Source organism: Streptomyces sp. Q2 (genome assembly GCF_056820935.1).
On the sequence record NZ_JBXEJE010000034.1, the window covers coordinates 77,628 to 97,511 of the forward strand.

Genomic DNA, 19,884 nt, shown 5'->3' on the forward strand with positions numbered 1-19,884 from the left:
AACGGCTAGACGAAACATCGTCTGAACATGTGTCGTATAAACTCCGCGAACAAGGCAGAAGGCTGGCGCCCGCGGCCCTCGATCCTGCCACCAGGTGACGCACGGCAGGCCTCGCGTGCACCCCTGGTCACCGGACCACGGCCCCGCCTCTCTGACCACGTGAGCTGACAGCGCCGTCCGCCCAGCCCCGCCCTCGCGCCACTGTGCCTGTCGAATGAGAGGCGACCCACCATGCCGCTGCATGTCCTCCCGGCTCCCGCGCCCGCACTTCGTTCCGTTCTCACCGCGCTGGGTTCCCCCACCGCGGTCCGTGAAGCCCGAACTCCTTCCCTGCTGCACGCCCAGGGCCCCGTCACTCCCGAACTCCCGCTGCCGGTGCACGTACTGGACGGCGTCGACACCGAGGGCGTCCCCGCCACCCGGCTGGCCGGCTGGCGCTTCCTGATCCGCTGCGGCGACCGTGCGGTGGCCGCGGCGGAGACCATGCTGACCCCCGACGGCTGGGCCTTCTCCCGCTTCTTCGAGGGCCCGTACATCGCCTCCACCGAGCTCGCGCTGCGCCAGGCGGACAACATGACGCAGCCCTATCAGCCACGCCTCCTGTCGGTACCCCGTCTCTACATGCTCACGCTCTGGCTGCACGGCGACTGCTCCGCGGACGGTGCCACCGGCCACCCCGCCGCCACGGACCTGCTGGTGCCGCTGGCGCCGGCGCCGCCCGGAATCGCCGCACACCGTCCGCACCGCGTGGCCGATCTGCTTCCGGTGCTGACCCATCGGGTGACACCGGCACCACTGCTGGGCTCACCGGCCTGACGTCCCCCTCGCGGCGGCCCTCGTACCCCGTTCCCGAATTCCGGGTGGCGGGGTACGACGCTGTTTCCGACGCCCTTTAGGCTCATACCGAGATCCCCGTCGGCCTTTTCGCTCGTACGAGCGCTTTATGGCTCGTACGAGCCGGATTCGGCCTCTTACCCGCCTGGACTAGCCCCATCCGGCCACAGCGAACCACCCGAAGAGGCAGTGCAGTTGGAATGAACCGTCCGCGCGAGTGATGCGTCATCATCCTGTGAGAAGCGGTGCTGCGAAATCCCTGCGGATTGACGCCCGTGGGGCAACACTGGGTTCCGACCGACTTATCACAACGGGGGCCGGCATGAACGACGCTTCAAGCCGCGGGACAGACACCACAGCCATCCCATCCATCACGACAGAGCGAAAGATCCCACCAATGTGCCAGCACCAGACACCGTGTCCGACAGCCGACTCAGCCGACCGGGAATCCGCCCGTCTCGTGGCGCACCACCCGGAACAGGGGTGGAGCCTGCTGTGCAACGGGGTTCTGCTCTTCGAGGACACCGGTGAGCTCCTGCCGGACGGACGGGTCATCGACCCGCACCGCCCGCTGGGCACCGCACAGGTGATGACCGCCGCCTGAGCGCCACCGGGCGGCACACCGCACCGCCCGGAGTACTGAGGGGCCGGCTCGCAGTGCCGACTGCGCACCGGCCCCGACGCATGTCCGGGGTCGGTCACTCCCCGTAGCCCTTCATGCGTGTTCCGATCGTCCGCCGCCCCGTCCCCTCCACTCAACGGCGCGGCCTCTTCCCACGGTCGCCTTTTTTCCGGAAGACTCCTGGAAGTTTCGAAGGACAGTCGGGTACGGAGGTGGGGAAGTGGCAGCACGCGAGGCCGACGCCGAGACGGCGCCCGAGGCCCGGGGCAAGGTCACGATCACGGAGATCGCCCGACGGGCCGGGGTCTCGGTGCCGACGGTGTCCCGAGTCGTCAACGGCCGGTCCGACGTCTCGCCGAAGACCCGGGCTCGGGTCGAGGACCTGCTGCAACGGCACGGCTACCGCAAGCGGCCCGCGGCCCCCGGCACCCGCGCCGCCCTCCTCGACCTCGTCTTCAACGACCTGGACAGCCCCTGGGCGGTGGAGATCATCCGGGGCGTGGAGGAGGTCGCGCACGCGGCCGGGGTCGGCACGGTGGTGTCGGCGATCCACGGTCGCACGGGCGACGCCCGCGAGTGGATGCGCAACCTGCGGGCCCGCGCCTCCGACGGCGTCATCCTCGTCACCTCGGCGCTGGAGCCGCTTCTTCACGACGAGTTGCGCATCCTCGGCGTCCCGCTGGTGGTCGTCGACCCGGCCGGCTCCCCCGCCCTCGACGTCCCGACGGTCGGCGCCGCCAACTGGGCGGGCGGCATGGCGGCGACCGAGCACCTGCTGTCGCTGGGCCACCGCAGGATCGGCCTGATCGCGGGCCCGCCCCGGCTGCTCTGTTCCCGGGCCCGCTCCGACGGCTACCGCGCCGCCCTCGAGGGCGCCGGCCTGGCGGTGGACGACTCGCTCGTCGTCCCCGGTGACTTCCGTCCGGAGTCCGGCTTCGCCGGCTGCAACGCCCTCCTCGACCTGCCCGAGCCGCCGACCGCCGTGTTCGCGGCCAGCGACCAGATGGCACTCGGCGCGATCGAGGCGCTGCGCCGACGCGGCCTTCGCGTCCCGGAGGACATGAGCCTGGTCGGTTTCGACGACCTTCCGGAAGTCCGCTGGTCGGCCCCGCCCCTCACCACGGTCCGCCAGCCCCTCGCCGACATGGGCAAGCTGGCCGCCCGCACGGTCCTGCGCCTGGCCCACGACGAACAGCCGGACTCCCCACGGGTCGAGCTCGGCACGGAACTGGTGGTAAGGGCGAGCACGGCGCCGGTGGCCGCGCCCTAGCCCCCCAGCGCCGCCGACGAGCCGCACCGGCGGCCCGGCCCGATCACCACCGCTCCCCGGCGCGCACCGACGATCAGCCCCGCCGCCACTCCGGAGCCACCCCGGTGGCCGGGCTCCTCACCGCCGTCCCCCAACCGCCCCGATCGCCAGACCCCAGCAGCACCGCTCCGGCCCACGGCCTGGGGCCCGGCCCTGTCACCCCAAGCCGCCCCGGACGCCGGGCCCCGAACACCGCCCCTTCCCGGGCGCGGGCGGGAGTGGCCAAACCCCTGGCCACCGCCGCCCCGAGCCGCCCCGGAGGCCCGGCCCCGAAGGCGCCGCCCAGGCCGGCCCCGGTCGCCAGGCTCCAGACACCCCCGTTCCCGGGCACCCCCCTCGTAGGTGTCCGGGAACGGGGCGTTGGGGCGGGGGGCNCCTTCCCGGGCGCGGGCGGGAGTGGCCAAACCCCTGGCCACCGCCGCCCCGAGCCGCCCCGGAGGCCCGGCCCCGAAGGCGCCGCCCAGGCCGGCCCCGGTCGCCAGGCTCCAGACACCCCCGTTCCCGGGCACCCCCCTCGTAGGTGTCCGGGAACGGGGCGTTGCTCCGGTGTCCCCTCACGGACGCCGGAGCAACGGGTCTTACTTCAGCGCCTCCCGGATGGCGAAGTACGCCGGCTTCGGCGCCAGTTGCTCGTCCCACGGGAGCGCCGCACCCTCGCCCTCGAAGAACGCGGGGATCCACGAGTACTTGTCGGTGTAGTCCCACAGCGTGATGCCCACGCACCGGCGCACCGCGAGGCAGGCCTCGGTCATGTCCCGGTACCACTCGGCCTGCGTGGCCAGCTTCGCCTCGTCCGCGGGCACGTACATGCGGACGTCCACCTCGGTGAGCGCGGTGTCCAGGCCGAGCCGGGAGAAGCGGCGGAGGTTGTCCTCCAGCGTGGTCGGATAGCCGTACTGAAGGGCCAGGTGGGCCTGGAGGCCGAAGCCGTGCAGCGGCACGCCCTGGGCCTTGAGTTCCTTGGCCAGCTTGTAGTAGGCGTCGCTCTTCGGGCCGATGGTCTCGACGTTGTAGTCGTTGAGGTAGAGCCTGGCCTTCGGGTCGGCCTGGTGGGCCCAGCGCAGCGCGTCGGCGATGTAGCCGGGGCCGAGCGTCTTGTAGAAGACCGTCTCGCGGTAGGTGCCGTCCTCGTTGAACGCCTCGTTGACGACGTCCCAGGCGTAGATCTTGCCCTTGTAGTGCCGCACCTCGGCCTGGATGTGCTTCTTGAGTACGGCCCTCAGCTCGGGGGCCGTCCAGTCGCGGCCGGTGAGCCAGTCGGGCAGCTGGCTGTGCCACACCAGCGTGTGGCCGCGCACCTTCTGGTGGTTGGCGCGGGCGAGGTTCACGATCTCGTCGCCCTTGGACCAGTCGAAGACGCCCTGCTGGGGTTCGGTGGCGTACCACTTCATGCCGTTGCCCGGCGTGATCATGTCGAACTCGCTGCCGAGGAGGGCCTTGTAGGGCTCGTCGACGAGTTCGGGGTTGTCGGTGGCGCTGCCGAAGTAGCGGCCGTGGCGCTCGGCCAGGTCGGCGAGCGTGGGCCGCTTGCCGTGCTCCTCGCCCGCCTGGGCGGCCGGCCCGGTGGCGATGCCCGCGGTGACCAGGACGGTCGCGAGGGCGCCGGCGAGTCTGAGCCGGGTGCGGGAGCGGATCGTCGTAGTGCGCATGGTGCGACTCCTCACATGCGGATGGGTTCCCCCGGCTCGAGCGCGGCCGAGAGCGGGGGAGGGTGAGCCGTACGTCCGGCGGCGCGGGTCATCCCTTCGTCGCGCCGGCGGTGAGGCCGCCGACGAGCTGGCGCTCGGCGACCGAGTAGAAGGCGAGGGCGGGAACCATGGCCAGCACCAGGTAGGCGAAGACCTTGGCGGTGTCCGAGGAGTACTGGCCCTGGAACTGCTGCACGCCGATCGGGATGGTCCACCAGGTGGATTCGGTGAACACCAGGAGCGGCAGGAAGAAGTTGTTCCAACTGGTGACGACGGCCAGGACCGAGACGGTGCCGAGCGCCGGTCGCGCCATGGGCAGCAGGACCCGCCAGAAGAAGCCGAACGGGGTGCACCCGTCGAGCGTGGCCGCTTCCTCCAGTTCCCCCGGGATCTGCCGGAAGAAGCCGCGCAGAATGATGATGGTCATCGGAAGTCCGAACGCGGCCTGCGGGAGGATCACGCCGAGCGGGTTGTCCAGCAGGCCCATCGAGCGCAGCAGGAGGAACAGCGGCAGGGCCGCCACCGCGAAGGGGAACATCAGCCCCATCGTGAACAGGGTGAACAGCACCTCCCGCCCACGGAAGGCGAAGCGGGCGAAGGAGAACGCGGCGAGCGCGGAGACCGCGACGACGATGACGGTCGTGCCCACCGCGATCAGCGTGCTGCTGCCGAGCAGCTGCCAGAAGGCGCCGGAGCCGAGGATGTCGGTGTAGTTGGAGATCACCCACGAGTCGGGCAGCCCGATCGGGTTGCGGGAGAGCTCGTCGGTGGTCTTGAAGCCGGAGATCATCGCGTAGAGCAGCGGCACGACCATCACCGCGCCGGCGACGATGAGGACGACGTGCACCGGCAGTGTCTTGCCACGGGTTTTCCGAGCGGTCGTCACTTCCCGCCTCCTCTCATCGTCGTGGTCGCTCCTTCGAGGTCGCGGCGGAGCACGAACCGCTGGTAGGCGAGGGCGAAGACGAGGCTGATGCCGAACATGACCACGCTGATCGCGCTGGCGTATCCGACCTGGTAGCGCTTGAAGCCGTACTGGAACATGGTCACGGCCATGGTCTCGGAGTGGTGGTCGGGGCCGCCCGCGGTGGTCACCCACACCAGGTCGAAGAGCTGGATGGCTCCGATGACGGACAGGAAGACGCTGATCCGCAGGGTCGGCGCGAGCAGCGGCAGCGTGACGTTGCGGAAACGCTGCCAGGGTCCGGCGCCGTCGATGAGCGCCGCCTCGGTCAACTCACGGGGGATGGACTGGAGTCCGGCCAGGTAGAGCATCATGTGGAAGCCGAAGTACTTCCAGGTCATGACGAGGAAGAGGGTCGCCATGACGGTGGAGGGGTCGGCGAACCACTCCCCGCCCAGCCCGTCCAGGCCGATCCCGCCCAGCAGCCGGTCGGCGAGTCCGTCGTCCGGCGCGAAGATCATGCTGAACAGCACGCCGGTGATGGCCTCGCTCAGCACGTACGGCGCGAAGAACAGCATCCGGTAGACGGCCCGGCCGCGCACCTTCTGGTTGAGCAGGACGGCCATGGCGAGCGCGAACGGCAGTTGCAGGGCGAGCGACAGCAGGACCAGGACGAGGCAGCGCCACAGGTCACCGAGGAAGACGGGGTCCTCGAAGAGCCGGGTGAAGTTGTCGACCCCGATGTAGTCGGACGGCATGCCGAAGCCGCCCCAGCGGAAGAACGCGGCGTACAGGGCGAACAGGATCGGCAGCAGCACCAGCACGCCGAACAGCACCAGGGCGGGCAGCTGGAAGCCGATCGCGGTGAGCCAGTTGAGCGTGCGGCGCCGGGCCCGCCCCCGGGCCTTGCGTGCGGCCGGGGGCGGAACACCGACGTCGGGGCCGGTCCGTTTGTCCGGCAGGAACGTGGAGGTCATCGTCGGCTACTGCTCTTCCTTCGCGACCTTGGTGATCGACTCGGCGACCTGCTCGGGGGACTTGGAGCCGGCGATCAGCGCGCCGACGCTGTCGTTGACCTCCTGGCCGAGTGCGGGCGCGTACGCCTGGTCGAGGTAGAGCTGGAAACCGGTGGCGCTCTTCAACTGCGCCTGTACGGCCTTGATGTTCGGGTCGGCGATGGCGCCCTCCGCGCTCGGAACCACCGGGAGGACGCCGGTCTTCTTGACGAGTTCCAGGTCGGTGGCCTCGGAGGCGAAGAACTTCAGGAAGTCGACGGCGGCCTGGGGTGCGCCCTGGCGCAGGGCGTGTCCGCCGCCCCCGCCGAAGACCTCGGTGATGGCACCCTTGCCGCCCTCGACCGCGGGGAACGGGAAGAACCCGAGGTCGTCACCGAGTCCCTTGCCGGCGTCCGCCTCGACGACCGGCGCCCACTGGCCCATCAGTTCCATCGCGGCCTTGCCGTTGCCCACCGCGGCGGCCTGGCCGGTGGGGCTGGAGTAGGCGGCGCCGAGGAAGCCCTTCTGGAAGGGCTTCAGGTCGACGAGTTCCTTGAGGTGCTCGCCGGCCTCGACGAACTCGGCCCCCGTGAAGTCCTTGTCGTCGTTGGCCTTCTGCAGTGCCTCGGCGCCGGCGGTGCGCATCGCGAGGTAGGCCCAGTAGTACATGCCGGTCCAGGTCTCCTTGCCCGCGAGGGCGAGGGGGGTGATGCCCTTGGCCTTCAGCTTGCCCACGGCGTCGAGGAAGCCGCTCCAGGTGGTGGGGGGCGTGCTGATGCCGGCCTGCTTGAAGAGCGCCTTGTTGTACCAGAAGCCGATCATGCCGATGTCGAACGGGACGCCGTACACCTTCTCGTCGATCAGGTACGGCTCCTTCGCGACCGACAGCAGCCCGTCGGCCCACGGCTTGGTGCGGTCCGTCACATCCTCGACGAGCCCCGCGTCGACCTGCTGCTTCAGGACACCGCCACCCCAGGTGTGGAAGATGTCGGGGAGCTTCCCGGAGGCGGTCAGCGCGGTCATCTTCGACTTGTAGGCGTCGTTCTCCAGTTGAACGATCTTTATCTTGACCTTGGGGTTCTGGGCCTCGAACTTCTTGGCCAGTGCGGCCCAGACGCCCTTGGTGGGCTCGGTCGTCGAGATGTTCCACCACTCGACGGTGGTCGTCCCCGACGACCCTCCGTCCGAGTCGCCACCGCAGCCGCTCAATGCCGTCATGCTCAGACCGGCCGCGGCGGACGCCGCCAGGAACCCGCGGCGGGACAGTGCCGGGTCGCCCATTTTGCGCTCCTTGGGTACGGGACGGCGCGTCCACGCCTGTCCGGTGGACCGAAAGTTTCGGAGTTGATCCAGAAAGGTTCGTTGTTGCCGCACCCTAGAGACAGCTCCCAAACGGTGGCAACCCCTTGTACGCGGGGAATGTTGAGCGAGTCCGCCGTCGACTTGTTCCGGAAAGCGGCTGCTTCAGGAGCTCGACGGGGTGTAGGCGAACCAGTCGAAGGACGCGCTGCCCTCGGTCACGTACATGCCGATCACGCGACCGGTGAAGCCGCCGGCGACCTGTGTGGACAGGTAGCGGCCGTCCAACTCGGCCAGGGGTTCACCGCCTTCGATCGAGAAGGCCACCGTGTCGGGCCCTCCGGCCCTGACTCCCGGAGCCCGGTCCCGGGAACTCCTGGCGGTCGGCGCGACGGGGGACGTACGGACCTCGACGACCAGCGTGACCGGCCCCGCGTGCACGGGCCGGCGGACGAGGCACTGCCGTACCGGACCGATCCGGGCGACGATGCTCACCTCTCCCCCGGCGACCTCGACATCGTAGTGGTGGGCTTCATCCAGCCGAACGGACAGGCCCGCGCGGGCGGTTGCGGGGTCCAGACGCGCCGCCACCCGGCATTGCGGATGCTGCTGACGGCGTCCGACGAAGGTGTGACCCGGCCGGTCGAGGCTGTCCCCGGTCGCCCACAGGGTCAGCCACCCCGGCCGCTCGCCGAGCGACCAGGCGCCCGCCGGCCTGTCGCGCGGGGAGATCCAGTGCGGCGCGAGCTGCCCGGCGTCGAAGTCGTCGCGCTCCGGCGGGAGTTCGACGGGCTGCCAGGCGGCCGGCGCCGGATGCCGCTCTCGCACGGGTCCGACGCGGGGCCAGCCGTCCACCCACTCGACCGGGGTCAGGAAGGTCTCCCGTCCCAGGACGTGGAAGGACGGGAAGAAGCCACCGGGGCGCGTGGCCAGGAGCAGCATCCACCACGTGCCGTCGGGCGCCTGGACCAGGTCGGCGTGGCCGGTGCACTGGATCGGCTCATCGGTGCCGCTGTGGGTGAGGACCGGGTTGGCCGGCGCCGGCTCGTAGGGGCCGCGCGGGTCGCGGGCGCGGGCGATCGAGACGCTGTGGCCGTGCGCGGTGCCACCCTCGGCCAGCATCAGGTACCACCAGTCGCCGATCCGGTAGAGGTGCGGGGCCTCGGGGTGCTGAAGTCCCGTGCCGGACCACACCGGAAGGGGACCTTCCAGCACCTTGCCGGTCACCGGGTCGATGCGCGCGACCCGGACCCCGGAGACCGCGCACCAGCAGTTTCCGTCGTCGTCGAAGGCCAGGTCGGGGTCGATGCCGGGCAGGTCGATCCACACCGGGTCGGACCACGGGCCCTCGGGGCGATCGCTGGTCACAAGGAAGTTGCCCTTGCCCGACACATTGGTCGTGATCATGTGGAAGCGGCCGTCATGGTGTCGGATCGTCGGGGCGTAGATGCCACCGGAGGCCACCGTGTCGTCGGGCAGCTCCAACTGTCCGGGCCGGTCCAGCACGTTGCCGATCTGGCGCCAGTGCACGAGATCACGGCTGTGGAAGAGCGGGACACCGGGGAAGTACTCGAAGCTCGAGCACACGAGGTAGTAGTCGTCACCGACCCGGCACACACTGGGATCCGGGTGGAAGCCACCGATCACGGGATTGCCGTACGTCCGCATGCGTGTCAGTCCCTTCGAGCATCGCACGGGCGAAACTTTCGGATGATCTAACGAACGTTACGGGGCGCACTGTAGGTGGCCCGGACAGGCGGGGCAAGATGCCGTCAGCCGTGCTCGCTCGCCTTCCCGGACGTGCGTCCAAAGGCTCGCCGATGAAGCCGAGAGGGCGTGCTCCGGTGTGCGCGGTCAGGGTCGTGGGCGGAGAGTTGGTGGCGCCCCAGGAGCCCTCACCACGGCGAGGAAGTGAACCACCCCGCCGTGCACCCGCGGTTGACGCGTCAAGAAGCGCCGAATACCCGTCAGAGTGGCGTCAACGCATGCCGCCCCGCCCCGGAAATCCCTACCGTCGACCCATGGGACTCCGCGACGCGTGGCACGAGCCGGCCGGCGCAAGCGCTCCGGGACCCGGCGTGGCGGTGCACGACCGGCGCTGGGTGCGGGAGTTGCACAGTTCCGTCCGCTGCGCGGGCACGCTCCTGGTGCTACTGCTCGTCATCGACTGGGGCGAGGGCTTCTTCACCCCTTGGCGCGGGACGCTGTGGCTCGCCCTGGGCCTCCTGCTGTTCGTGGTGCTCTGCCCGCCCCGGGTGTGCGCCGGCGAGGGCTGGCTGGCGTCCCGTGGGCTGCTGCGCGAACACCGGGTCCGCACCGACCTGCTGGTCTCCGTCAGCTGCCCGGACGGAGTGAGCCGCCGGCTGGTGTTGCGGGACGCGCTCGGTGGCCGAGTGGAGATCGACCCGCAGATCCTGGTGGACAACCCGGATCTGTGGCACCGCCTGGACGAGGACGCCCAGACGTCCGTGTCCCGCGGCTCGCTCACCTGCGGCGCCCTCGTCCTGGGCCGCCTCGCCCGGCGGATCGACCACGAGACCGCCCTGCACGTGTTCAAGGTCTCCGGCCTCGAGTGACGGCGCCGCCCGCACAGGGAGGCTGGAAAAGGCCGTACGGCATGGCCCCGAGGTGTCCGTCCTCGGGCAGCCCCCCTCAGTCACCGCGGCCCGTCGCGGCAGCCGTCGGACCGGCGCGCACCCGCCTGACCTGCTGCTGACGTCCGCCGGCCCGTCTTAACGGAAGCTTGACGCGCTCAGACACCTCATCCGTGGGCCAAGGCATCACTCTCCGCCTACGCTGATCCGGCCGTACACGTGATGGCCGGATCCACACGCTGAGCCGCACCCCAGGAGCACGCCCGATGGCCACCACCGAACACCCCCCGCCCAGTCGTCTGCACTCCTGGATGCTGGAAGGTCTGTCCGACATGGGCAAGGGCGGCGGCCCCCAGGGCCCGCACGCCACGCCCGAGCCCGCGCACCAGGGCCGACGCTGGTGGCGGGTCATGTGCCTGACCGGCGTCGACTACTTCTCGACCCTCGGCTACCAGCCGGGCATCGCGGCCCTCGCCGCCGGCCTGCTCTCTCCCGTGGCGACCATCGTGCTGGTGATCGTCACCCTCGTGGGCGCCCTGCCCGTGTACCGGCGGGTGGCCGAGGAGAGTCCCCGGGGCGAGGGCTCGATCGCGATGCTGGAACGGCTGCTGTCCTTCTGGAAGGGCAAGCTGTTCGTCCTGACCCTGCTCGGCTTCGCCGCGACCGACTTCCTGATCACCATCACGCTGTCGGCGGCGGACGCCTCGACCCACCTCGTCGAGAACCCCCACCTCACGGGTGCCCTGCACGACAAGCAGCTGCTGATCACGCTGATCCTGGTGGCGCTGCTGGGCGCGGTGTTCCTCAAGGGCTTCCTGGAGGCGATCGGGGTCGCGGTCGTCCTGGTGGGCGTCTACCTGGCGCTGAACCTCGTCGTCGTCTTCGTCGGCCTGTGGCACGTCATCACGGCCGGCCACGTGGTCACCGCCTGGTCCAGCGCACTGACCGCCGAACACGGCAACGTCTTCGCCATGATCGGCGTGGCCCTGCTGGTCTTCCCCAAGCTCGCTCTCGGCCTCTCCGGCTTCGAGACCGGCGTGGCGGTCATGCCCCACGTCCAGGGCGACCCGGACGACACCGACGAACAGCCGACCGGCCGGATCCGCGACACGAAGAAACTTCTCACCACCGCCGCCCTGGTCATGAGCGCCTTCCTGATCGCCACCAGCTTCATCACCACCCTGCTGATCCCGGAGAAGGAGTTCGAGCCGGGCGGCCAGGCGAACGGACGCGCCCTGGCGTTCCTGGCGCACGACTACCTGGGCAACGCCTTCGGCACGGTCTACGACGTCTCGACCATCGCCATTCTCTGGTTCGCCGGTGCCTCCGCGATGGCCGGGCTGCTCAATCTGATGCCCCGCTACCTGCCCCGCTACGGCATGGCCCCGCACTGGGCCCGCGCGGTGCGCCCCATGGTCATCGTCTTCACCCTCGTCGCCTTCCTCGTCACCTGGATCTTCGACGCGAACGTCGACGCGCAGGGCGGTGCCTATGCCACCGGCGTACTGGTGCTGATCAGCTCCGCGGCCATCGCGGTGACGATCGCCGCCCGCAAGGCAGGCCAGCGGAACTGGACCGTCGCCTTCGCGGTGATCTCGGCGGTCTTCCTCTACACGACCGTCATGAACGTCATCGAGCGACCCGACGGCGTGAAGATCGGCGCCTGCTTCATCGCCGGCATCATCCTGGTCTCCCTGCTGTCCCGGCTGGCCCGCGCCTTCGAACTGCGCGTGACCGGCGTGACGCTGGACGACATGGCAGAACGTTTCATCCGCGACATGGCCAGCCGCAAGATGCGGTTCATCGCCAACGAGCCCGACCGCCGGGACAAGGCCGAGTACCGCGACAAGATCGAGCAGATCCGGGAGGACAACGACTTCGCCGGAGAGGACTTCGTCTTCGTCGAGGTCACGGTCGTGGACCCCTCCGAGTTCGAGTCGGGTCTGACCGTACGCGGCGAGGTCCTGCACGACCGCTACCGCGTCCTGACCCTGGAGTCGTCCTCCATACCGAACGCACTGGCCGCCCTGCTCCTGCACGCCCGCGACGCCACCGGCTGCACCCCGCACATCTACTTCGAATGGACCGAGGGCAACCCCTTCACCAACTTCCTGCGCTTCTTCCTCTTCGGCCAGGGCGAGGTCGCCCCGGTCACCCGCGAGGTCCTGCGCGAGGCGGAACCCGACCGGACCCGCCGGCCACGCGTCCACACCGGCTGAGCGCGCCACCACCCCGCCCTCGGCGCGCCCTGCCCCACATACACGGCCCGCCATCCACGACCCACCGTTCACGGCCCTATCGTGACCGCATGCAGTCCTACACGATCGGCCAGGCGGCGAAGCTGCTCGGCGTGAGCCCCGACACCGCGCGCCGCTGGGCGGACGCCGGCCGGGTGGCGACCCACCGCGACGACAGCGGGCGGCGGCTCGTCGACGGGCGGGATCTGGCCGCGTTCTCGGTGGAACTGGCCAGGGCGGCCGGCACCGACGAGGACACGCCGTACACCTCCGCCCGCAACGCCTTCCCGGGCATCGTCACGGCGATCAAACTGGGCGACGTCGCCGCCCAGGTCGAGATCCAGGCAGGCCCGCACCGGCTCGTCTCCCTGCTGACCCGCGAAGCCGTCGAGGAACTCGGCCTGGAGGTCGGCATGGAGGCGACGGCCCGCGTGAAGTCGACGAATGTACACATCGACCGCGTCTAAGACTCCCCTCGGCGTGACGTACGTGTGAACGCACATGCAACCCTGCACGATTCACACCCCAGCTCATGCGATGCCACAGCGGACTTATGCCTCGCATATGCGGAAGTATGATCGGTGCACCGGAAGGGTCCGACGGGCTCTTTGCAGGCAGACCGAGGGAGTGGACCCGTGATGACCCGTTCCGCGCGCCGGACCCGCCGGACCCTTCAGGCGGTCGGCGCGGCAGCCGCCGCACTGCTGGCCCTCGGCGCGTGCTCCTCCTCCGGCTCCTCCGAAGCGGACTCGGGCTCGGCTGGATCCGACTCCTCCGCGAAGCTCTCCGGCACGGTGACCGTCTTCGCCGCCGCCTCGCTCCAGGAGAGCTTCACGACCCTGGGCAAGCGGTTCGAGAAGGAGCACCCCGGCACGAAGGTCACCTTCAGCTTCGGCGGCAGCGACACCCTCGCCGCGAACATCACGGGCGGCGCCCCGGCCGACGTGTTCGCCGCCGCGAGCGCCAAGCCCATGGCGATCGTGACGGACGAGAAGGACACGGCCGGCCCGCCCGCCACGTTCGTCCGCAACCAGCTGGAGATCGCCACCCTGCCGGGCAACCCCGACAAGGTCACCTCCCTCAAGGACCTCACCGAGTCCGACCTGAAGGTCGTCCTGTGCGACAAGACGGTGCCGTGCGGCTCCGCCGCCCAGACGGCCCTGGAGACCGCCGGCCTCAAGCTCACCCCGGTCTCCTACGAGCAGGACGTCAAGAGCGCCCTCACGAAGGTCGAGCTGAAGGAGGCCGACGCCGCCGTCGTCTACAAGACGGACGTCAAGACGGCCGGTGACAAGGTGACAGGCGTGGAGTTCCCCGAGTCGGCAAAGGCCGTCAACGACTACCCGATCGCCCTCCTCAAGAACGCGCCCAACCCCGCCGCCGCCAACGCCTTCATCCAACTGGTGAGGTCCGCCGAGGGCCAGAAGGTCCTGACCGGGGCCGGGTTCCTCGCGCCATGACCAGGCCCGACAAGACCACGCCCGCAGACGTCCTCCCGGAGGGTGGGCGGCGGCGGCCTCTGCGGACAGGCGCCCGCCGAGGCGTGCCCCTGCCCCTCCTCGTCCCCGCCCTGGCAGGGCTGGCGTTCCTGCTCCTCCCGCTGGTCGCCCTGCTCGTACGAGCTCCCTGGCGCAGCCTCCCCGAGCAGCTGACCAGCGCGGAGGTCTGGGAGGCCCTGCGCCTGTCCCTGGTGTGCGCCACGGCGGCGACCGCCCTGAGCCTGGTCGTCGGCGTCCCCCTGGCCTGGCTGCTGGCCCGCACCGACTTCCCCGGACGCGGTCTGGTCCGCGCCCTGGTGACCCTGCCCCTGGTCCTGCCCCCGGTGGTCGGCGGCGTCGCACTGCTGCTCGCCCTCGGCCGCAACGGCGTGGCCGGGCAGTGGCTGGACTCCTGGTTCGGGATCACGCTCCCGTTCACCACGGCCGGCGTGATCCTCGCGGAGACCTTCGTGGCGATGCCGTTCCTCGTCATCAGCGTCGAGGGCACCCTGCGCGCCGCCGACCCGCGCTACGAGGAGGCGGCCACCACCCTCGGCGCCTCCCGCTTCACCGCGTTCCGCCGGGTCACGCTGCCGCTGATCATGCCGGGCATCGCAGCGGGCTCCGTCCTCGCCTGGGCACGAGCCCTCGGCGAGTTCGGGGCCACGATCACCTTCGCGGGCAACTTCCCGGGCCGGACCCAGACCATGCCACTCGCGGTCTACCTGGCCCTCCAGAACGACCCGGCAGCCGCCATCGCCCTCAGCCTGGTCCTGCTGGGCGTATCGATCGCGGTCCTGGCAGGCCTGCGCGACCGCTGGACAACACCCTCATGACCCCCCGACCCGCCCGATTCGGCGCCCCACCCACCCTGCCCAGCTGGGTTGGCCGACCGCATCAACGCACCCCAGCCTGCCGCCAGTCATGCCACTCAGGACGACAAGGGCGAGCACAAGCGACACCCCACCCCACAACCTGCGGACAGTCACACCACTCAAGACGACACCGGCGAGCACAAGCGACACCCCACCCCACAACCTGCGGGCAGTCGTGCCGCTTGGGGCGGCACGGGTGGGCGCAGGCGGTACCCCGTCAGCGCCGGGCAGCGCGACCCACCCCCGGCCCGCACCGACCCCGGTCACGCACAGACTCCAGGAAACGCCCCTCATGACCAACGTCGACGACACCACAACCGGCGCCACCGCCACCGCCAGCGGCACAGGCACCGGCACAGGCACGGGCACGGGCACCCACACCGAAGGCCTCAACGCCCACCTCATCGTCGCCCGCGACACCTTCCGCCTCGACGTCACCCTCACCGCCGCCCCCGGCGACGTCGTCGCCCTGCTCGGCCCGAACGGCGCCGGCAAGACCACCGCCCTGCGCGCCCTCGCCGGCCTCGCCCCGCTCACCGGCGGCCACCTGCGCCTGGACGGGGCCGAGTTGGACCGTACGCCCCCCGAGTCCCGCCCGGTCGGCGTCGTCTTCCAGGACTACCTGCTCTTCCCACACCTCTCCGCCCTGGACAACGTGGCCTTCGGGCCCCGCTGCCACGGCGCGACCAAGACGGAGGCCCGCGCGCAGGCCGCCGAGTGGCTGAACCGCATGGGCCTCGCCGACCACGCCGGTGCCAAGCCCCGCCGCCTCTCCGGCGGCCAGGCCCAGCGCGTCGCCCTGGCCCGAGCCCTGGCCACCAGTCCCCGTCTGCTCCTCCTCGACGAACCCCTGGCAGCCCTGGACGCCCGCACCCGCCTGGAGGTGCGCGCCCAACTCCGCCGCCACCTCGCCGAGTTCGAGGCCGTCGCCGTCCTGGTCACCCACGACCCGCTGGACGCCATGGTGCTGGCCGACCGGCTGGTGGTCGTGGAGCACGGCCGGGTCGTCCAGGAGGGCACACCCGCCGACATCGCCCGTCACCCCCGCACGGACTACATCGCACAGCTGGTCGGCCTCAACCTCTACAGAGGCCAGGCCGAAGGCCACACGGTCCGTCTGGACGCCGGCCCCGCCATCACCACCACGGAGGACCTCTCCGGACCGGTCTTCGTCGCGTTCCCCCCGAGCGCCGTGACCCTCCACCGCGACCGCCCCACCGGCTCCAGCGCCCGCAACCTGTGGCGCTGCGAAGTGGCCGGCCTGGAGACCCACGGCGACCAGATCCGCGTGGACCTCACCGGCGGACTCCCCCTCGCCGCCGACCTCACGACGGTCGCGGCGGCGGAGCTCGACCTGCACCCGGGCGCACCGGCCTGGGCAACGGTCAAGGCGAGCCAGACTCACGCATACCCGGCATAAGCCCTGCCTCCGACTACCGTGGGGGCCCCACTCCCCACCCCCAACGAGGCCCTCTCCATGAGCCTGAGCATCCGCAACCAGCTCCCCGGCACCGTCACCGCCGTCACCCCCGGCGAGGTCATGGCCACGGTCAAGGTCCGCCTCACCGGCGGCCGGAACCTCACCGCGGCGATCACCCTGGAGGCCGCCGAGGAACTCGGCCTCGCCGCGGGTTCCGCCGTACACGCCCTGGTGAAGTCGACGGAGATCTCCCTGGCCACCGCCCCCGTCGAAGGCGTCTCCATCCGCAACCAGCTCGCGGGCACCGTCCGCGACCTCACGACCGGCGGCGCCATGGCCTCCGTCAAGGTCGCCCTCGACGGCGACGACCTGACGGCGGTGATCACCAGGGACGCCGTGACGGACCTGGCCCTCGCACCCGGCACGGCGGTCGTCGCCCTGATCAAGTCGACCGAGATCTCCCTCGCGACCCCGTAACGCACAGGGGCTCCGCCCGACGAACCGACGCACAGGGGCTCCGCCCGACGAACCGCCGGACGGAGCCCTCATCACCTAGTGGCCCTCACCACGTACTACGCGTCAGTCCTCCCGAGTACTACACGTCAGTCCTCGTACGCCTCCAGCGGCGGGCAGGAGCAGACCAGGTTCCTGTCGCCGAAGGCCTGGTCGATCCGACGCACCGGCGGCCAGTACTTGTCCGCCACCGACACACCGGCAGGGAAGACGGCCTCCTCGCGCGTGTAGGCGTGCTCCCACTCCCCGCCCAGCGCTCCGGCGGTGTGCGGCGCGTTCCGCAGCGGGTTGTCTTCCGCGGACCACTCGCCATTGCCAACCTTCTCGATCTCCGCACGAATGGCGATCATCGCCTCGCAGAACCGGTCGAGCTCGGTCAGGTCCTCGGACTCGGTCGGCTCGATCATCAGCGTGCCGGCCACCGGGAAGGACATCGTCGGCGCGTGGAAGCCGTAGTCGATGAGCCGCTTGGCGACGTCGTCGACGCTCACACCGGTCGCCTTGGTCAGCGGCCGCAGATCGATGATGCACTCGTGCGCGACCAGCCCGCCCGGGCCGGTGTAGAGCACCTGGTAGTGCGGCTCCAGACGCTTGGCGATGTAGTTGGCACTGAGCACCGCCACCTGCGTGGCCCGCTTGAGCCCCTCCCCGCCCATGAGACGGACGTACGCCCACGAGATCGGCAGGATCCCGGCGGACCCCCAGGGCGCGGCCGAGATCGGCCCGACGCCCGTCTCCGGTCCGGCCGCGGGCTGCAGCGGGTGGTTCGGCAGATACGGCGCCAGGTGCGCGCGCACGCCCACCGGGCCGACACCCGGCCCACCGCCGCCGTGTGGGATGCAGAAGGTCTTGTGCAGGTTCAGGTGCGAGACGTCACCGCCGAAGTGCCCCGGCTTGGCCAGGCCCACCAGCGCGTTCAGGTTGGCACCGTCGACGTACACCTGCCCGCCCGCCTCGTGCACCTGGGCGCAGATGTCGGCGACGTGCTCCTCGAAGACACCGTGTGTCGACGGGTAGGTGATCATCAGCACCGACAGCTCGTCCCGGTACTGCTCGATCTTCGCCCGCAGGTCCTCGACGTCGATCTCGCCGTCACCGGCGGTCTTCACGACGACGACCTTCATCCCCGCCATGACCGCGCTGGCGGCGTTGGTGCCGTGCGCCGACGAGGGGATCAGGCACACGGTCCGCTGATCGTCACCGTTCGCACGGTGATACCCGCGTACGGCGAGCAGCCCGGCCAGCTCGCCCTGCGAGCCGGCGTTGGGCTGCAGCGACACGTTGTCGTACCCGGTGACCTCGGCGAGCCGCTCCTCCAGCTCGCGGATGAGCGTGAGGTAGCCCTGCGCCTGCTCGGCGGGCGCGAACGGGTGCAGCTGCCCGAACTCGGGCCAGGTGACCGGCTCCATCTCGGCGGTCGCGTTGAGCTTCATGGTGCAGGAGCCCAGCGGGATCATGCCCCGGTCGAGGGCGTAGTCGCGGTCGGCCAGGCGGCGCAGGTAGCGCAGCATCGCGGTCTCGGAGCGGTACTGGTGGAACACGGGGTGCGCCAGGTACTCGTCGCTCCGCAGCAGCGCGTCCGGCAGAGTCTCCTCGGTGACCGCGTCGAGCGCCTCGATGTCGCCCTCGACCCCGAACGCGGCCCATACGGCGCCCAGCTGGGCCCGCAGAGTGGTCTCGTCGCAGGCCATGGACACGTGGTCACCGTCGACGAGCCGCAGATTGACGCCGTTGGCCCGCGCGGCCGCGACGGTCTCGGCGGCCCTCCCCGGCACCCGGACGGTCAGCGTGTCGAAGTAGGAGCCGTGCACGACCTCGACCCCGCCGGCCGTCAGGCCCGCGGCGAGGACCGCGGCGTACCTGTGGGTGCGCCGCGCGATGGTCCGCAGGCCGTCGGGGCCGTGGTAGACGGCGTACATACCGGCCATCACCGCGAGCAGCACCTGCGCGGTGCAGATGTTGCTGGTCGCCTTCTCCCGGCGAATGTGCTGCTCACGGGTCTGCAAAGCGAGCCGGTACGCCTTGTTCCCGTCGGCGTCCACTGACACCCCGACGAGCCGTCCGGGCAGGCTGCGCGCGAACTTCTCGCGCACCGCCATGTATCCGGCGTGCGGGCCGCCGAAGCCCATCGGCACACCGAAGCGCTGCGTCGTGCCGACCGCGATGTCCGCGCCGAGCTCCCCCGGGGACTTCAGCAGCGTCAGCGCCAGCAGATCGGCGGCGACGGTCACCAGCGCCCCGAGTTCGTGCGCCTGCTCGATCACGGGCTTGATGTCGCGTACGGCACCGGAGGCGCCCGGGTACTGGAGCAGCACGCCGTTGATCTCACGCCCGGCGATCTCGGCCGGAATACCGTCGCTGAGATCGGCGACCACGACCTCCACACCGGTCGGCTCGGCGCGGGTCTCGATCACCGCGATGGTCTGCGGCAGCGTGTCCGCGTCGACCAGGAAGAGGCCCTTCTTGTTCTTGCCCATGCGCCGCGACAGCGCCAGGGCCTCGGCGGCCGCGGTGCCCTCGTCGAGCAGCGAGGCGCCCGAGGTCGGCAGCCCGGTGAGGTCGGCGACCATGGTCTGGAAGTTGAGCAGGGCTTCGAGCCGCCCCTGGGAGATCTCGGGCTGGTAAGGGGTGTACGCCGTGTACCAGGCGGGGTTCTCCATGACGTTCCGCAGGATGACGGGCGGCGTGAAGGTCCCGTAGTACCCGAGCCCGATCATGGAGTCGAGAACCTGGTTCCGGTCGGCCAGCGAGCGCAGCTCGGCCAGCACCTCGGCCTCGGTGCGGGCCCCCGGCAGCTCCAGCGTGTCGGCGTTCTTGATCACGTCCGGGACCGCGGCGGCGGTGAGCTCGTCGAGCGAGCCGTACCCGACCTGCGCGAGCATCTTGGCCCGCGCCTCCTGGTCGGGCCCGATGTGGCGCTGCTCGAAGGGGATTCCCTGCTCGAGCTCGGAGAGCGGAATGCGATGGGCGGTCATTACGGAGGCCTCCTGGTCTGACACGACCTTCGAGGGTCACCGCGGCGCGGGTACCCGGACGGCCTCCCCCTCTGTCATCTCAACCTGAGAGCTTCACCGGACACCCGAGGGCACCCGACTTTCACCGTCGGTGAGAGCGGA

At 70.6% G+C, this 19,884-nt stretch carries 16 protein-coding genes; 10 read left to right on the top strand and 6 right to left on the bottom strand.

The annotated features are described in order from the left end of the window. The first annotated feature begins 231 nt into the window (after nucleotides 1-231). The 3 genes from ACWBNA_RS33355 (at nucleotide 232) to ACWBNA_RS33365 (ending at nucleotide 2,726) form a co-directional block, all read left to right on the top strand. Nucleotides 232-816, top strand: a complete 585-nt coding sequence (locus ACWBNA_RS33355; protein ID WP_482708236.1) for a hypothetical protein — start codon at nucleotides 232-234, stop codon at nucleotides 814-816. 415 nt (nucleotides 817-1,231) lie between these two features. Beyond that, nucleotides 1,232-1,438 carry a DUF5999 family protein gene (locus ACWBNA_RS33360; protein ID WP_217242136.1) on the top strand — a complete coding sequence of 69 codons (207 nt, stop codon included), beginning with the start codon at nucleotides 1,232-1,234 and terminating at the stop codon, nucleotides 1,436-1,438. A 238-nt stretch (nucleotides 1,439-1,676) separates the two neighbouring features. Then, complete coding sequence (locus ACWBNA_RS33365) at nucleotides 1,677-2,726, top strand: LacI family DNA-binding transcriptional regulator (protein WP_482708237.1); 1,050 nt, start codon at nucleotides 1,677-1,679, stop codon at nucleotides 2,724-2,726. A gap of 617 nt (nucleotides 2,727-3,343) precedes the next feature. Here the strand turns inward: ACWBNA_RS33365 and ACWBNA_RS33370 are convergent. From ACWBNA_RS33370 to ACWBNA_RS33390, 5 genes are all read right to left on the bottom strand, one after another. Then, nucleotides 3,344-4,414, bottom strand: a complete 1,071-nt coding sequence (locus ACWBNA_RS33370) for an endo-1,4-beta-xylanase (protein WP_482708238.1) — start codon at nucleotides 4,412-4,414, stop codon at nucleotides 3,344-3,346. 88 nt (nucleotides 4,415-4,502) lie between these two features. After that, complete coding sequence (locus ACWBNA_RS33375; protein ID WP_482708265.1) at nucleotides 4,503-5,267, bottom strand: carbohydrate ABC transporter permease; 765 nt, start codon at nucleotides 5,265-5,267, stop codon at nucleotides 4,503-4,505. Between the two features lie 68 nt (nucleotides 5,268-5,335). After that, entirely contained in the window at nucleotides 5,336-6,334 is a 999-nt protein-coding gene (locus ACWBNA_RS33380) for a carbohydrate ABC transporter permease (RefSeq protein WP_482708240.1), read from the bottom strand. A 6-nt stretch (nucleotides 6,335-6,340) separates the two neighbouring features. After that, nucleotides 6,341-7,633, bottom strand: coding sequence for an extracellular solute-binding protein (locus ACWBNA_RS33385; protein WP_482708241.1), 1,293 nt, complete (start codon nucleotides 7,631-7,633; stop codon nucleotides 6,341-6,343). A gap of 183 nt (nucleotides 7,634-7,816) precedes the next feature. Next, nucleotides 7,817-9,319 (bottom strand): glycoside hydrolase family 43 protein, encoded by a 1,503-nt coding sequence (locus tag ACWBNA_RS33390; RefSeq protein ID WP_482708242.1) that lies wholly within the window; start codon nucleotides 9,317-9,319, stop codon nucleotides 7,817-7,819. A 353-nt stretch (nucleotides 9,320-9,672) separates the two neighbouring features. Here ACWBNA_RS33390 and ACWBNA_RS33395 point away from each other — a divergent pair, with 353 nt between their 5' ends. The 7 genes from ACWBNA_RS33395 (at nucleotide 9,673) to ACWBNA_RS33425 (ending at nucleotide 16,732) form a co-directional block, all read left to right on the top strand. Then, complete coding sequence (locus ACWBNA_RS33395) at nucleotides 9,673-10,227, top strand: hypothetical protein (protein ID WP_482708243.1); 555 nt, start codon at nucleotides 9,673-9,675, stop codon at nucleotides 10,225-10,227. A gap of 284 nt (nucleotides 10,228-10,511) precedes the next feature. After that, entirely contained in the window at nucleotides 10,512-12,464 is a 1,953-nt protein-coding gene (locus ACWBNA_RS33400) for an APC family permease (RefSeq protein WP_482708244.1), read from the top strand. 89 nt (nucleotides 12,465-12,553) lie between these two features. Further along, complete coding sequence (locus ACWBNA_RS33405; RefSeq protein ID WP_482708245.1) at nucleotides 12,554-12,949, top strand: TOBE domain-containing protein; 396 nt, start codon at nucleotides 12,554-12,556, stop codon at nucleotides 12,947-12,949. Between the two features lie 171 nt (nucleotides 12,950-13,120). Further along, nucleotides 13,121-13,942 carry a molybdate ABC transporter substrate-binding protein gene (gene modA, locus ACWBNA_RS33410; RefSeq protein ID WP_482708246.1) on the top strand — a complete coding sequence of 274 codons (822 nt, stop codon included), beginning with the start codon at nucleotides 13,121-13,123 and terminating at the stop codon, nucleotides 13,940-13,942. Continuing rightward, the gene (locus tag ACWBNA_RS33415; RefSeq protein ID WP_482708247.1) at nucleotides 13,939-14,796 is read left to right on the top strand and encodes an ABC transporter permease; all 858 of its coding nucleotides are present in this window, start codon (nucleotides 13,939-13,941) and stop codon (nucleotides 14,794-14,796) included. The genes modA and ACWBNA_RS33415 overlap by 4 nt, the downstream gene beginning before the upstream one ends. A 331-nt stretch (nucleotides 14,797-15,127) precedes the next feature. Continuing rightward, nucleotides 15,128-16,255 (top strand): ABC transporter ATP-binding protein, encoded by a 1,128-nt coding sequence (locus tag ACWBNA_RS33420; RefSeq protein WP_482708248.1) that lies wholly within the window; start codon nucleotides 15,128-15,130, stop codon nucleotides 16,253-16,255. Nucleotides 16,256-16,312: 57 nt separating this feature from the next. After that, nucleotides 16,313-16,732 carry a TOBE domain-containing protein gene (locus ACWBNA_RS33425; protein ID WP_482708249.1) on the top strand — a complete coding sequence of 140 codons (420 nt, stop codon included), beginning with the start codon at nucleotides 16,313-16,315 and terminating at the stop codon, nucleotides 16,730-16,732. A gap of 125 nt (nucleotides 16,733-16,857) precedes the next feature. Here the strand turns inward: ACWBNA_RS33425 and gcvP are convergent, their stop codons facing one another. Further along, entirely contained in the window at nucleotides 16,858-19,743 is a 2,886-nt protein-coding gene (gene gcvP / locus ACWBNA_RS33430; RefSeq protein WP_482708250.1) for an aminomethyl-transferring glycine dehydrogenase, read from the bottom strand. Between the last annotated feature and the right edge of the window lie 141 nt (nucleotides 19,744-19,884).